Raw genomic sequence first — 15,698 nt, 5'->3', positions numbered from 1 at the left:
CATAGTCACAGTGTTCAAGTCGTATCTATCTATTTATCTTAGTAGGCGAGAGGATGATTGATTACTATTTCTTAAAGGGAAAAAAACGAATACTCGTTTTTCTGCAAAGTTCTTTAAGCTTCATCTATGGTACAAATATACAAAACCTATATTTAACAGTCTATAGATTACATAATTTTAGTATATTTTTAAATTACAGTTTTAATTTTAGATATCTATAGTTGATGCGTTAATTAGTTTAAGTACTGATAATAAGTGGATTATAAGTTTTTAATATTTGATAAAATGTATTTCAAAAAGCTTATTTTGCTGTTGGTCAGAATCATAGCATAAGAATTAAAACAGGTATCCACGATAAAAGTATGAAAAATTAAAATCTGTGTTCCTAAACTCTTGCGAAGCAGCTTATCTAATAGGCCTTTAAAAAAAGTTAAAACCAATTAAACCAAATTTACGTACATAATTTATGAATTGTTCCTGCTCAAGATTATTGAATTTGATTATTTTTACAAGACAGGTACTATTAAAGTTTACACTAATACGATATTTACTTGCTTATGAATTACGCTTCCAATAAAAAAAACAGTGCTATTTTAGTTTTTGCTAAGAGTGCTGCATTGGAGGGTAATTCCAAAAAATTTGGAAGGTCTCGAGATAAAAACTATTTAATTTGGAGTGCTCTCAATAAAAAGGTAATTGATATTTCGCGCAAGTCTAACATTCCTTATTTTGTTTATGACGAGTCGGTACAAAAAGGATCCACTTTTGGAGAAAAAATTACTGAGGCTATACAATCTATATATGCTAAAGGATTTGATTCTGTAATTGTATTAGGTAATGATTGTTTAGAACTGCAGCTTACACATGTGCAACTAGCTCATTCAAAACTTCAAGACAATGACTTTATTATAGGTCCTGATTATAATGGAGGTGCTTACTTAATTGGTATTTCAAAGCAGATTTTTCAACGTACTGCATTTGAGAGTATCAAATGGCAAACTCAATCAGTACTGAAAAATCTATTAGCGTATTGTGACAGCACAACTACCTATTTACTCCCTCGATTATACGACCTTAATGATACTGCTACCTTTCAAAAAGTTTTAAATAAGTTAGAGTTTAAGAGTCGCTTAAAAATCTATTTACAAACTTTACTATATCAAGAACAAGAAAGCTATTTCTTTCTTCAAAGCTTACTAACTTCATTTAACAATTCGTTTGTAAAGTACAGAGGTCCCCCGCAATTGATTTATTAGTAATTCATTGTACAATAACCTTAAGTAACTTTAACAACTTCAAATGAAAAAACTTTTTATTTGGTGTATGCTATTTGCTATCACCATAATTCATGCACAACAAGACTTAACTGTGCAAATTGTCGATGCACAAACCAATGCAGTAGTACCATCGATAACAATTTCAATTTTAAATAAGTCCCAAAACAGTAGCATATCACAAGTTTCGAACTCGAAAGGGAACGTGATTTTTAAAAATATATCATCACTTGATGGCTATCAAATTAACTTTTTGGGAAACCAAGAATACGCAGCGCAAGAATCTAAATTATTTGATATTCGATCGAATCAAAATGCGATTATTGAAATTCGCCTCAACAAAAAATCTGCTAATGAATTACAAGAAGTACTCGTTACTGGTAAATCAAATACTAAAATAAACAGAAGAGATGCAGAGGTTTCGTTTGAATTAAAAGCTAAGGAAATAAGTGAAATTCCAATTGAAGGTCGAGATATAACCAGAGTTTTATATCGTTTGCCCAATGTTACTCAAGCGACAGGTTTTTTCCCCGAGTCTCCAAATGTGAGTATTAATGGCGCAAATGGTTTGTATACTTCCTATCTTATTGATGGGATGGACAACAATGAACGTTTTTTAGGTGGTCAAAAATTTGCAATAACGTCAGGATTTGCAAAAGATGTAACGGTACTAACTAGTAATTTTTCGGCAGAATATGGTCTAACGGGAAGCGGTGTTATTGACGTGACAACAAAGTCAGGGTCAAATACATTTACTGGGGAAAGCTATTTTATTACACGTCCTGGACCAGCAATTGATGGTAAATCTAGTTTTGCACAGCGTGATTTATCAGGAAATCAAGTTAAAGATGGCTTTGCGCGCTATCAAGCCGGTGGTGCTGTTGGAGGTGCATTTGTAAAAGATAAAACCTTTTACTTTTTTAATTTTGAACATACAACTGACGTAAAAGATAATTTGTTAAACGTACCTGATTTAGGTATTGCAAGCACCATAAGAGGAACAAATACATTCGATTATTTCTCAGCTAAAATTGATCAAATTTGGAATCCTAACTTTAAATCGTCGTTGCGCGCCAATGTTGGACTTGTCAATATTGAAAATCAAGGCGGTGGGTTAAATGGTGGTGTAAGTTTCCCATCAGCAGGAAATAGTCAACTTCGTAATAGCGCTTTAATTAGCTTAAAAAATGCTTATACAATCCAACAAATTAGTGCAGAAACTAATGTGCAATACAGCCGCTTTAGATGGGATTATTCTAATGCAAATAATGGTCCAGCTCCACAAGTAGTTGTTCTTAATCCTAATGATGAAACTATTGCTGTATTAGGAAATCCAGGTTATAATTTTGATGCTTTGGAAAACACGATACAACTACAACAAAAATTCAAGTATTACACTGATAAGCATACTATTAAATTTGGTTTCGGATTAATCAGCGCAAATCATGAATTGTTAGGTGGTGGAAATCCAAATGGAAATTATACCGTAAAACTTACTTCCGATCAAATTAACACCCTTAGAACTTCAGGTGTTGGCAGTTCTTTAAATATTGAAGATATTCCATCAAATGCATTGGTTACCAATTACAATGTGGAGTTGAGACCAGCCGTTTTTGGTACCACACAAAATGTTTATTCTGCTTACATCGAGGATTTATGGTCGGTAAATCAAAAACTGAATCTAGTTTTAGGTTTACGCTATGATTATGATAATTTATCAAAAGGTGGAGCGGAAAAGGGAGATTTCAATAATCTAGCGCCACGTTTGAACTTGAATTATAAACTTAACGAAAACAGTAGTTTACGAGGAGGATATGGAATAGCTTTTGACAAAATTAATTATGCCATATACAGTGATGCGTTACAACAAAATACAACTTCAATTTCTTATGCTAAACAACTGCAACAGTTTATTGATTTAGGAATTTTACCATCAAATACCAATATTAATGCTATTACCTTCAATGGTAACATTTCAGCTAATGTCGCGTCGGTACCTTATTTACAAGGGCCATCAGGAGCTTCATTACAAGGACAGAGAGAGAATGCATTTTCAAACGAACGCCGAATTTTAAATCCAAATGGATACGACAATCCATACACACATCAGTTTACATTAGGATATCAAACACAAATCAACGAAGACAAATTGTTCTTTGCAGATTTTGTGCACAATCGTGGAGAAAATCAATTCCGACTAAGAAATCTTAACGCAGCAGCAGCATATACGATTGATCCCAATAATGTTGTAATTAGAACGCCTGAGCAAGCTGATGCTTCAAGACCAATTCCAATCAGCAATAGTTCCGCTACAATAAATGGTGAAACGCTTACGGGTGTTGCTCGAAATGTAGTTGTAAGTGAAACAGAAGGTAAATCGAGATATTACGCATTAAGTTTGAATTTGCAAAAAACGAGAGGACTAGACAACTATGCCTATCGCTTAAATTATACTTTATCATCTTTAAAAAATGATACAGAGGACATCAATTTTAGAGCATCAGATAGTAATAATTTTGGTCGCGAATGGGGACCTTCTATAAATGATAGAACCCACAACTTAAACGGAATATTTAACTATTATCCTTTAAAAAGCACTTCTGTGACGCTAGCTGGACTGCTTCAAAGCGGTCAGCCAATAAATAGAATCCCACTTGGTTTTGGCACTACTGATTTAAATGGCGATGGAGCTTCTTTTGGCGATTCGTACGTAGGAAACAGCGACCGCTTTCCGGGGGAAACTAGAAATAATGATCGATTACCGTGGAGTGTAAATTTTGATTTAGGAATTCAACAAAAAATAAATTTGAATGCTAATAATTCAATTGAAATACGAGCAGACATATTTAATATCTTTAATGCTGAAAACTTAAGCGGATACAGCAACAATGCGACTCAAAGTAATCAAATTCAAGGAGGATCGGTAGCAAGCGGATTGTTTACAAAACGAAATGCCGCTCCGCCTAGACAATTTCAGTTTGGCGTTAGCTATAAATTTTAATCAACCGTCAAAGGGTTCATTGTATGATGAGCCCTTTTAAAAAAAATATAATGAAAAAAATTAGCTTATTTTTAATTTTACTGATACTAGCATCTTGCTCTAAGAAAAAAGAAGAGGTGCAAGAGAATTTCTCAAAACTCCCTTGGTCTACAATTGAAAAACAAGCCAAAGGAAAAGAAGTTTCCATGATCATGTGGATGGGAGATGCCAAAATAAATCAGTATATGAAAAATTATATCGTTCCTAAAGTCAAAAAAGAAAACGGCATTAATTTACAAATAATTGATGGACAAGGATCAGCTGTTGTTCAACTCCTCATGACAGAACAACAAGCTAACAAGACTGAAAGTGATATTGACTTGATGTGGATCAATGGAGAGACATTCTATCAATTGAAACAAATTAATGCGCTTTTTGGTCCTTGGACAAATTTAGTTCCCAATGCTAAATATATCGATTTTAAAAATCCATTTATTGGTACTGATTTTCAACAACCTATTAATGGATTTGAAATGCCTTGGGGAAATGTTCAATTAACTGTTATTTACAACAGTAAAAAAGTCCAAAATCCACCACAAACTAGAGCAGATTTGTTAACATTTGTCAAGAAAAACCCTGGTATATTTACATTTGATAATCAATTTACGGGCCTCACTTTTTTAAAAGGGCTTTTAATTGACATCTCAGGAAGCAAAGAAGAATTGTCAGGACCATTTGATGCAGTAAAGTATCAAAAATACAGCACTAAACTTTGGGCTTATATCAAAGAATTAAAACCATACTTGTGGAGACAAGGCAGTGTTTTTCCTGAGAGTGTAGCTCAAACACATCAGCTTTTTGCAAATGGAGAACTTTGGTTTACCATGAGCAATAACGACGCTGAAGTTGACAGTAAAATTCAAGAAGGACTTTTTCCAGAAACAACACAGGCTTATGTACCTACTTTTGGGAGTATTCAAAATTCACATTACATAGGAATTCCTGCTAATAGTGGAAATAAGGCTGCTGCAATGGTGGTAGCAAATGCTTTAGTGTCCGTTGAGGCTCAAGTAAAAAAAATGAATCCAACGGTTTGGGGTGACGGAACAATTTTGGATCTTAGCAAGTTATCTCCGCAAGACAAGGCTAAATTTGAATCTATACCTGCCAGACTGAAATCCCCAAAACGAACTGAAATCCAAGATAAAGCACTTAAGGAACTAGCCCCTGAATACATGGTCAAATTAGCCGAAGATTTTAGAAAAAATATAATTAACAATTAATTTGAAGAACACCACAAACATAGTAAAGTTCAAAAGAATCGTATTTGTACTGCTAGCTGGAATACCAGTTTTAGCTGTGATTCTCTATGCTTTTTTGTACAGTATCGGGATTTTTGGTGTATTGAATAATGGCCTGAGTAGTAATGCTTGGGCTTTAGTACTAACGGATATTTCTTTCTGGAAAAGCATTGCTTTTAGTATGTATATTGGAATTACAAGTGTGTCAGTTAGTAGTATACTGTCATTTTTACTTGCTTACTGGTGGAGAGAAAATTTTAAAAGTGGGATTTTAAGTGTTGTCATTTATTTACCACTTTGTTTTCCTGCAACGGTTATGGCTTTTTTTATGTATCAAATGTTGTCACAATCAGGATTCGTATCTAGAATTGCGTTTTTATTTGATTTCACGGAAGGGATATCGACATTTCCAGAGTTTATAAATGATCCTTTTGGAATCGGTATTATACTGACAATGGTTGCATTAATTTCTCCATTCTTTATCTTATTGTTTTCAAATACATTTCAATCAGAAAAAATTGAAGAACTATCTGCAATAGCGGCAACATTAGGGGCTTCGAAAAAACAAATAATTAGTCGAATTATAGTACCAACATTATTCAAAAAAAACGCTACGTCGTTACTACTTTTTATAGTATTTGTAATGGGAAATTACGAGGTTCCATTGCTTTTAGGTCGTCAAAATCCCCAAATGATTGCTGTAGCAATTGTGCAAAAAATACAACGCTACAATCTTTACGATATTCCAAAAGGTTATGTAATGAGCATTATTTACGTTGGACTTTTACTTGTAGCATTGGGTATCATTGCTTTTAAAAACCCACAATTTTTTAAAACAAAAGACAACAATGATTAAAAAAATCCTACAATATCTCTTCATAGTTTCAATAGGTTTTCCCCTATTGTTTCTTTTATTTTTGTCTTTGGGCCAAAAATGGGTTTTTCCTCATATTTTGCCTGATGTTATTTCAATTGCGAATTGGAGCATAATTTTTAACACCGAAACGAATTTCTTATCGCTATTTGCAAACTCAGTTTTACTATCGCTAACTGTTGCGGCATTCACTACAGCTTTTAGTTTTTTGATTTCAAAAGCTATAGCGTATAGCAATAATAAGACAATCTATCTTATTATTGCATATGTGCCTTACTTACTCTCTCCAGTTATAATGGCGGTTTTATTTCATTATTTTTTTATTGTTACAAATTTAACCGGAACACTTATTGGTGTTATGATAGCACAATTTTTAGTCGCTTTCCCTTTTGGGATCATTATTTTTATGAGTTTTTGGGACTCTAAAATAAAGGCTATTGAGGAGTTAAGTGCAACCTTGGGGAGTTCATCAAATCAAACTACCATGAGGATAATTTTACCGTTATCAAAAAATATCATGCTACTTTGCTTTTTTCAAATTTTTTTAATCTCTTGGTTCGAATATGGTTTAACAACGATTATTGGTACCGGAAAAGTAAAAACTTTGACTTTGAGCATCTTTAAATTTATCAATGAAGCCAATGTTTTTTATGCAGCATTTGCTTCTGTATTGTTAATTATTCCTCCGATGTTTTTAGTTTACTTGAATAAAAAAATGTTATTTTTTATCGAAAACAGTGCTACTCAATGAAAATCCTACAAGTAAAAAACATATCCAAAAAATTTGGTACAGAAATCATTCTATCAGACGTAAACCTAACTTTAGAAAAAGGAAAAACGTTAAGTCTTTTAGGAACTTCAGGAAGTGGCAAAACGACACTTTTAAAAATAATTGCTGGTTTGGAACATCAAGATGATGGAAACTTGTTTTTAAATGAAATGGAAATTAGCCACGCCAAACCACAAGAAAGACAGTGTGTATACTTATATCAAGAGTCCTTACTGTTCCCGCATTTAAATGTTTTTGAAAATATTGCTTTTGGATTGCGGATTCGAAAAGAAAAACATGAAATAATACAGCAAAAAGTAGATGCAATTTTAGAAATGATCGATTTAAAAAATCATTCAAATAAAATGACAAATCAGTTATCTGGTGGTCAAAAACAACGTGTCTCATTTGCTCGTGCCATAGTTATAGAGCCTACCGTATTATTACTTGATGAGCCTTTTGGAGCTCTGGATAGTGCTACGAGAAAACAAATGCAAATCCTATTTAAAGATCTTGTTACAAAAATGAATGTTTCATCGATTTTTGTGACACACGATCTAAAGGAAGCGATAATTATGGGAGACAGCATCGGGAAAATTGAAAAAGGTAGGTTAATTCAATACCAAGATAAAACTGCTTTTTTTAATGATGAAAATTCTGGTGTTCAAAATGAAATTGATTTTTGGAAACAATTGAACATATAAATTAAAAACGACTTATGAAAACAGTAATAGCTGCAGTAGTTTCAAACGGAATTGAGGGATTAGAAAAGTACTTTGTTTCAAGCGATCTCGTGCAATATACATTTTTAGAAATAACAAAAGAGTTTAGCCCTGATCTAGATTTATATCATTTGCTCATAGTGCCCAATGGAAGTGATCACATTGCCATGCATAAAATAAAAGATAAAGTGTTAACTTTTTTAAATAATGGGAATACATTATTTTGCTTTGATGGTTGGTTTACAAATTGGCTACCTAACAACCAATGGGTCATGAATACTGATTTAAAAAGTATTGATCAACGCTATACCGTACAATCAGACCAATATAATCTTTTAGAAAATGTTACAATTGACGACCTGATATACAATAATAATATAAGCGGTTGGTGGTCATGCGGATACATCGAAGCAGCTCAAGAGGCTGAAATCATCCTACAAGATACTTGGAACAGGCCCATTGTAGTTTTTGATGAAAAGTCTACAAAAGGAACTATCTTTATGACAGCAAGTGGGCCATTAGGAGATATTGGAATTACCACTAAAACCAATACCTATCTCAATAATTCGCTTGCACAATTATATCAAAATGCTCTATTTCTTGTGGCCAAAAAAATTAACTTTTAATACAACCCCAAAACATGAAAAAGATCGGATTAATTTTTAATGGAGTTTGGAGCCATTACTCATTTGCAACTGCTCCAAAATATGCAGCTTTGGTTAAGCTCATTTATGTGTATGACTTATCTGAAAAGATAATTGATAATTTGGACGCTATTATTATTCCTTTTCAATCCAATCATACTGAAATTGCAAAACATAAAGACTTGCTTTATTCCTTTTTAGCAAAAGGAAAAAAAATTGTAGTTGAAGGAGATTCTTCCGCCAATTGGCTAGATGCAACTTGGGAAGACCGACCGGTAAATAATTATTGGTGGGTAGATGATCCAAACAATCCGCCAGTATCAATAACTGATTTTTCGCATCCTGTTTATCAAGGGCTTTCACCTCGACACGCATGTTGGCATACGCATGGTGCCTACATCACAATTCCTGATGGTGCAACGGTTATCCAAAGAAAAGATGAAAAAGATATTATTACCTGGCAAACAAGTCAATATGGTGGCATTTTATTGGCTACTACTTTAGATCCCATTGTAGAACACGGAATTCAGCAAATAACTCATTTGGACAATTATGTTGACAAATTGATATATTGGCTCACTGGAGAAAATGTCACAGGTGCGTTTGAAGTTTCAAAAGAAAAGTACGGAGTAGAAGCAGATTTAATTACAGATTTACATGAATAATTCCTTTAATCACATTCAATCGATCTATTGGGTTTTTACACAATTGTGTAACGACGACTGTGAGCATTGTTACAATGATTCAAGTCCTTTCGGCAAACGAATTAGCGAAAAAGATTGTCTTGACATTATAAATAATCTTCCTGAAAAAGTTGACCGACTTATTCTTAGTGGCGGAGAGCCGCTAGCAGATATTAAGTTATTGCACACCATTTTAGATGCTATTAGATCAAAATATGGTCAGTCGATACAAATAATGCTACAAACTAATGGAGATTTATTAAATATCGAAAAACTAATCACTTTAATCGAAAAAGGTGTACAACGTTTTGACATAGCGAGTATTGATAGATACCATAAGAAAGCAGGCGGTAGATTAATGGAATTAGCAGGTATTTTTGAAAGTTGTGGTGTAATGGGTACAGAGAAAGATCCATTGATTGAGGGTGGACATTACCTTGCAGAAAACCCGCTCAGTTGGGGATATTGGGGAGCTAGCGAAGATATGTGGCTGGGCGGAAATTGGGCACGAGGGAAAGCTTTGAAAAACAATATTTATCTAAAGGATCCAACACATAATTTTTGTTCCATACTTTCTGGAGCCCGCAATTTTCTTGGTGGTTATGATGATATTCCACAAGAAATTAGCATCCAGTTATGGAAAATTAATCCTTGCTGTCCTGGTACTCATTTCCCTATGGGTGACGCACGCAAACAAAAAGTTGCAGCAGTACTCGAAAAAGCATCTCAAAGCGCGGTATTTAGAATGTTGAACGAAGGAAATCCTCTTAAAATGGGCATTTCACTTGGTGTAACCGAGGAGGCTGCGGTGATAAAGAGCCAAGAAATGCAAAATATTTGCTTGTATTGTGATGAATTCTTAAAATGTCATAGAAATGAAATTTTTGACTCAAATGGCATAAAGACGATATCGTAAGCTATTATTTGTACTCTAATCAAACAATTTTTAGTTTAGAAAACGGGAAGTTTTATTTATCAAAAAATAAATTTAAAAGACGTAAAATTTAACAAAAGAGTAAGCAATTTGAATTAAGGGTTAAATCCTGAAATTAGGAAGTTTATTTGGTAGTTGAAACATATAAAAGTTACTTAGTGATGAGTTGCTTTTTAGTATCGATTTGAATCTAATGGCCTTATGATTCGAATTTAAGTTAAATTAGTTTTACAGAAATACAGCTTTATAGAAATGTAGCTTTATTGAAATGTAGCTTTATTGAAATATAGTTATCTATAATACTATTTTTAAATTATCAATTAGCATTAAGAGTTCCTGTACTTTATGAATCTGCGCCTAAACTATTTAAATAATCAATCATGACTTGTCGTATAGATTTAGGTTGGCTGTTGATTCTTTTTGTTTGAGGCGTTTTTTCCAAATTTTCTAATGGTGTCATTGTTAGATAAAGGTTTTCGTTTGCTCGATTCCATAATCCAAATATGTACTCCACTCCAGGTTCAATAACGATACGTTCTTTGAAGGTAACTGTTCCTGCGTGCAAAGGACTATCAGGATGGTATTGATTTTCATTGATAGTCAGCTTAAATTTTAATTCATTAGTATCAACATCAGTTTGAACATAACTTGATTTTATTTTTTTCGGGGCTTTGATTTCATCTTTAAATTCTCTCAAATAACTTAAATGTTCATAAGCATAGATATAATTGTTAGGACCATTTCTAAAAAGTAGAATTAGATTTTCATTAGCAATTTTTTCTAAGGCTCTTATTAATTTGATATAGGATTCTTTGCCGAGCTGATCCCAATATTTTTTACCTAGTTCTATAAAATTAATTCCAAGGGAGGTACTTAATACCTCTCTCTCAAAATTGTTAAGGTTATTCCAGTTTTTGTTTTCAATAGCTTGCTCAAATTTTTGCTTCAATTTTTTTTGCGCTTCTTTTTTTTCTTGAATCACTTTCTTTTCCTCAAGTTGTTTACAAATTACACATTTAAAACCTGAATGGGAGTTCCTTTGTCTTTTTACTTTTGTAATTTCAATGTATCTAGTAATACTATTAATTGTTTGCTTTTCATACTTGGTACAGTGGTCGCATAAAAAATCGAAGGATAATTCGCTATAACTTGCAATAATTTTTTTTAAGTCAGTTAAACCAATACCAAAAGTATTTGCTACTTGTTTTGGATAATGTAAAATTTCATTTTCCTTGAACTCCCAATAATATTTGATAATTTCTTTCTCTGTTTCTGAGCAGTTTTCAGAAATGAACACCTTAAGATTGGCGATTTTTGTGTTTTGATCTTCCATGTCGTGTTATTAAAAAAAAGCGTGGAACTGTTACTTATTAGCACTATAGGTATCGCCAAACACCCGCACACCAAATAAGAACAGCCCACGCTAGGCATGGGCGTCTTAGTTTTGATATTAGCGTGCTATTATAATTTGGCGATTTTATAGTACTAATTCAAAAGCTAAACACTTTGAGTTATTTTATTTTAAGTAATTATCTATACAGAATAGGCATTGTTTTTTGTTAAAAGTCTACAGTTAAATCCTTGAATTTAATAATGTAAAATAAGCTATTTTTTTGAATTTAAACAAGTGAATTTCTTAATGCATTATTCACGATTTCTTTCATACTGATTTCATTTTGAAAAGCCTTTAATTTTAATTTTTTGTAGATCTCTTTCTCAATGTAGAATGAGAATTGTACTTCTTCTATTTCCTTAGTGGGAACAGGTACAATTTTTTGAATTTTGTTTTGTTGATTGTTAGACTTGACCTTATTTATCAAGTCATTCATGCTTTCTGATTTCATCGTTATAGATTTATAGATTTATATGTTACTATAATTGTAGCTTACTACAATTATAGTAACAAGAGTAATATTTCTTTTGAGAGTTGGTCTAATTGTCGTTGAGCGTTTCTATCGTTTGCAACCCCTTGTAAAACAACGGACCTTGTAAAAGCAACTAAATCACTGATGTGCGTTTTTGCAATGGGTACCTTATATTCCTCTAAGCCAATTAAGATATCTAACGTTAATGTAGTATTGGGCTTGATCATATTGAATACCACAAGAGTGGCATTAGTTTTCTGTTCGAGTTCAATAAGTTTTAAAGTGCTTTTAATAGCTAACAAATCCAGAATTCCGGCTTTTGTTGGAACAAGTATCAGATCTGCTATATTGATCAATTTTGGTAAATGATTGGATAGGTAAGGAGGAGTGTCGATAAAAACAAAATCATACTCTAGGTTTAAAATAGTATTTATATCCTCGACAAATGGAATGATATCGAAACTAGTAATGATCTCTTTCAATTGGCTCAAACTTCCTTGTGAGTCGAAATCGAGTACCGCAACTTTTGAGCTTTTAGCTATATTCTGAGCGAGATTAAAGGTAAGTGTGCTTTTACCAACTCCGCCTTTTTGATGGGTTATTAAAATTATTTTTGGCATGGGTTTTAAATATTTGATTATGTTTTTCTGTTGGTGCTGGTACTCTTTCTCTTCTTCTTTTTATCAGCGTCAGCAATTGCGTAATTTTCAAACTCAGAAGCGCTTTCTTGAGTCACTATTTCATCATTTGGGAAATCATTTAATGTTTGAGTTGTTTTTCCCTTTAAGGCCGCAGAATCTTGGACCACTTTTATGGTATTCCATTGTTGATGCTTATCAACCGCTGCTGCGAAGTTTGTTTGATTTGAATTAAGTACTTTATTTAAATCATATTTCTCTTGAGGGCTCCCATTTTTTAGGATATTTTGGTTTTTAAATTTTTCAAGCTCTTGGCGCTGGTATTTAAAATGTTCATCAAATGTTTTTTCATTCATATCAATCCACTTTACTCGATCAAATCCCACTTGATATTCATTGTCGCCAATAGTTCTATTAGTTAGTTTTTCATTGCAAGTAGGGCTTAATTTCAATTTTTGTGTCTTATCTTTCCTTGATACAATAAGGTGTATATGGGATTGAAGACCTTTTTTAAATGTGCCAGACTTTACACTCTTATCAGCTACTTCCTTATCAGTCCCTTTAAATTTTCTAAAATGCTCAATCTTCCCAAAATAAACCAAATCAGCCCCGCTTTGAACTCCTTTATCTTGTCGGTTAAAGTTTAAGGCGTAATTGTCCATTACTTTTCTACCATAATCTCTAATGAGTCTGTTATACTCATCTAATTCCATCAAAGATAGATCCCAAACACTTTTTACATTATTTTTTCCAGATGCTAAAAAAGCAATGTGTTGGAGTTCATTCGTACTAAAAGAAATGGTAGGTGCAAAATATTTAGCGTCATTGGCTCCCAGTTTTTTTTTATTTGAATCAATATGACTAATTACTTCAATTGTGCTAATGTTTGTCTTTAATGCATCAAAGAATCCTTGTTTTCGGCTCTCCAACTGTAAAGCTTCATCGCTAGAAGTAGACTTTCTTATACTCATATCTAAGTATTGATTTTCTTTTTCTAAATACAAAGCCAGATTTGAACAACTACCTTTATTGTCTGCTCCAAGTGAACTGTGCGGTTTAGAAATCGGCATTATGAAAACAGAGTTTTAATTTTGTCAATTGCTCCAGATTTATTTTTGTCATCTAATAATAGGCAAAGAATTACTAAAGCTTTTTGGGTTTTTTCTAATTCAGCATTAACAAGTTTGGTTCTTTCCCTATCAGTATTGTTTATTTTATTCAAGAAGTCCAAATATTTTTTTTCAGTAGTACCAATGTTATCTGATTGCTTATTTATTTGTCTTTCAATTAGATCCTTCAATTTATCAATTTCTATTTTTTGTGAATTTTGATAATTAAAAACATCTTGCCTTAACGGTTTCAAAATGTCCCGTTCCTGGACTTTCATAAACGAAACAATTCTTTTATCCAAAGCAGAAACCATTGCCGAAGGATCTTTGTTCACAGCATCTTTTGGATTAATGCCTGTTTTTTTAAAATAGTAGATCATTTCTTCAACTAAAGTGCCGTAATTTAGCCCTAAGCTTTCAGATAACTTTGCAAGCTCCTTATGTGGTTTTTCCTGAATCAAAATACTTTTTTTGTTCATAATTATATTTTTTATAATTGTAAATCAGTTACTTAAGTTCTTGTTTATATTTTCGTTATAAAAGAGTATAAATTTATTTTGTTCAAATTGCCTTGTTTACAGGGCTTGGCCTCGCAGAGCTAGTAAAATAGGGGCCTTTCTGCCCCTGTGCGACTAGCTACTCTTTTAGAGACAATGAGATTCTATTTCCATGGAGATCAGTAAGATCAAATAGATCTATTAGAATTTTTAAATTCTTATTTTTTAGGTACAATTTATTAATCAATTTTTGCTGGTTTGAGAGTATGATTTTTGGTTCTTGATTTATGTTTTGTAAAAAATAATCAGCAATATCATAACCTTTTTCTCTTTGATGGGTAGTTCCATTCTTTTCTAATAAATCTGAAATTTGAATGTCAAATCCTTTACTTTTGAAATGCTCACACTTAGATTTCCAAATTGTAAAAGGACTTCCATTTAATCCATAATTACCTAAATCTGGATACAGAATTATTCTTCGATTTCGCAAAACTTCCATTTTAAAGTCATTTAAACCATTTAAACTTCCGGCAGCTATCCACTTATATTTTTTGAATAGTATGCTCATTATACATGCTGTTTTTTCAGATTCAACGATGGCGACAGTAGTTTCGCAATTATTAATCAAGTGCTCTCCAAAAAAACATTGACTTAAGTTGAAGTTTTTTATTTCTTGTGATTTTATTTTTATCGAATGAATCCAGTTGATGTAGTTAGTTCTTTTTCCAGAAGTATTGTATATAATGACTTTTCCACCTCTAACATTATATTTTGAATCAACCTGCCAAAAAATGGTACCAAAATTCCAGAAATTGGCAGTTCCAATTTTATAGTCAAAAGTCATTTTTTCTACTTCCTGACTATCAAATTTTGATTTTAAGAATTGGATAAAATTGTTTTCGTTGTAATGCATCAATGTGTTTGTTAAATCAGCTTTATCATGAATCGAAATTTCAACTTTTTGAACAAAAGATGGACAAGATTTTATATTCGGAACATAGTGCTGATTGTTATCATTAAAATAAGATCTCGGGGAGTAATGGTAACCACAATTTATTTCCCTATCACATCTACCAACAAGAGGCGAAACGTATTCTTTAGTTTCTAAATCGATATAAAGCACCAACCTTTTTTTATTACAATTAGGACATTTATGTTTAGTTGATTTTTTCTGCAATGAGTATTTATACATAATTTATAGTATTGCATTTTCTTCACTTTCTTCACTTTTCAGTAATAGTAAGGGTTTACAAGGTTTTAAGACTTCATTTTGGCTTCATTTTGACTTCACTTTACATTTTTTTGATGAAATGTTAAATTGCACTTTCTTCACTAATATTGCATAAATAGATACTTTTAAATAATTGTAAATCATATACTTGAAACACAAAGTGAAGAAAGTGAAGAA

The 15,698-nt window shown here is 32.4% G+C and carries 15 protein-coding genes; 9 read left to right on the top strand and 6 right to left on the bottom strand.

Going from position 1 to position 15,698, the window contains the following annotated elements; genetic code table 11:
• Positions 1-557: 557 nt before the first annotated feature.
• From DNC80_RS12180 to DNC80_RS12140, 9 genes are read left to right on the top strand one after another with little or no spacing between them, the layout of a single operon-like run.
• Entirely contained in the window at positions 558-1,256 is a 699-nt protein-coding gene (locus DNC80_RS12180) for a DUF2064 domain-containing protein (RefSeq protein ID WP_182651459.1), read from the top strand.
• Between the two features lie 43 nt (positions 1,257-1,299).
• A complete protein-coding gene (locus DNC80_RS12175; protein ID WP_182651458.1) occupies positions 1,300-4,275 on the top strand; it encodes a TonB-dependent siderophore receptor in 2,976 nt (991 codons plus the stop codon).
• 50 nt (positions 4,276-4,325) lie between these two features.
• Positions 4,326-5,537, top strand: coding sequence for an ABC transporter substrate-binding protein (locus DNC80_RS12170; RefSeq protein ID WP_182651457.1), 1,212 nt, complete (start codon positions 4,326-4,328; stop codon positions 5,535-5,537).
• A gap of 1 nt (position 5,538) precedes the next feature.
• A complete protein-coding gene (locus DNC80_RS12165) occupies positions 5,539-6,411 on the top strand; it encodes an ABC transporter permease subunit (protein ID WP_182651456.1) in 873 nt (290 codons plus the stop codon).
• Positions 6,404-7,180 carry an ABC transporter permease gene (locus DNC80_RS12160; RefSeq protein WP_182651455.1) on the top strand — a complete coding sequence of 259 codons (777 nt, stop codon included), beginning with the start codon at positions 6,404-6,406 and terminating at the stop codon, positions 7,178-7,180. The genes DNC80_RS12165 and DNC80_RS12160 overlap by 8 nt, the downstream gene beginning before the upstream one ends.
• The gene (locus DNC80_RS12155) at positions 7,177-7,902 is read left to right on the top strand and encodes an ABC transporter ATP-binding protein (RefSeq protein WP_182651454.1); all 726 of its coding nucleotides are present in this window, start codon (positions 7,177-7,179) and stop codon (positions 7,900-7,902) included. The genes DNC80_RS12160 and DNC80_RS12155 overlap by 4 nt, the downstream gene beginning before the upstream one ends.
• 14 nt (positions 7,903-7,916) lie before the next feature.
• Positions 7,917-8,546, top strand: coding sequence for a hypothetical protein (locus tag DNC80_RS12150; protein WP_182651453.1), 630 nt, complete (start codon positions 7,917-7,919; stop codon positions 8,544-8,546).
• Between the two features lie 14 nt (positions 8,547-8,560).
• Positions 8,561-9,229, top strand: coding sequence for a hypothetical protein (locus DNC80_RS12145; RefSeq protein ID WP_182651452.1), 669 nt, complete (start codon positions 8,561-8,563; stop codon positions 9,227-9,229).
• Positions 9,222-10,163: a radical SAM protein gene (locus DNC80_RS12140; protein WP_182651451.1), complete on the top strand. Its 942-nt coding sequence runs from the start codon at positions 9,222-9,224 to the stop codon at positions 10,161-10,163. Before DNC80_RS12145 ends, DNC80_RS12140 begins: the two co-directional genes overlap by 8 nt.
• A 361-nt stretch (positions 10,164-10,524) precedes the next feature.
• On the opposite strand, the gene DNC80_RS12135 is transcribed toward DNC80_RS12140, so the two are convergent.
• The 6 genes from DNC80_RS12135 to DNC80_RS12110 form a co-directional block, all read right to left on the bottom strand.
• A complete protein-coding gene (locus tag DNC80_RS12135) occupies positions 10,525-11,514 on the bottom strand; it encodes a hypothetical protein (protein ID WP_182651450.1) in 990 nt (329 codons plus the stop codon).
• Between the two features lie 286 nt (positions 11,515-11,800).
• Entirely contained in the window at positions 11,801-12,025 is a 225-nt protein-coding gene (locus DNC80_RS12130; RefSeq protein ID WP_182651449.1) for a hypothetical protein, read from the bottom strand.
• Positions 12,026-12,075: 50 nt separating this feature from the next.
• Positions 12,076-12,666 (bottom strand): ParA family protein, encoded by a 591-nt coding sequence (locus DNC80_RS12125; protein ID WP_182651448.1) that lies wholly within the window; start codon positions 12,664-12,666, stop codon positions 12,076-12,078.
• 17 nt (positions 12,667-12,683) lie between these two features.
• The gene (locus tag DNC80_RS12120; protein WP_182651447.1) at positions 12,684-13,754 is read right to left on the bottom strand and encodes a DUF5712 family protein; all 1,071 of its coding nucleotides are present in this window, start codon (positions 13,752-13,754) and stop codon (positions 12,684-12,686) included.
• A complete protein-coding gene (locus DNC80_RS12115; RefSeq protein ID WP_182651446.1) occupies positions 13,754-14,254 on the bottom strand; it encodes a BfmA/BtgA family mobilization protein in 501 nt (166 codons plus the stop codon). Before DNC80_RS12115 ends, DNC80_RS12120 begins: the two co-directional genes overlap by 1 nt.
• Positions 14,255-14,429: 175 nt before the next feature.
• Positions 14,430-15,482 (bottom strand): DUF6371 domain-containing protein, encoded by a 1,053-nt coding sequence (locus tag DNC80_RS12110; protein ID WP_255493241.1) that lies wholly within the window; start codon positions 15,480-15,482, stop codon positions 14,430-14,432.
• Between the last annotated feature and the right edge of the window lie 216 nt (positions 15,483-15,698).

Origin of the sequence: Flavobacterium sp. SOK18b (genome assembly GCF_014156605.1) — a bacterium.
Lineage (GTDB): Bacteria > Bacteroidota > Bacteroidia > Flavobacteriales > Flavobacteriaceae > Flavobacterium > Flavobacterium tiangeerense.
Note: the sequence above shows the minus strand (reverse complement) of the source record. Positions and strands in the feature narration are given on the sequence as shown.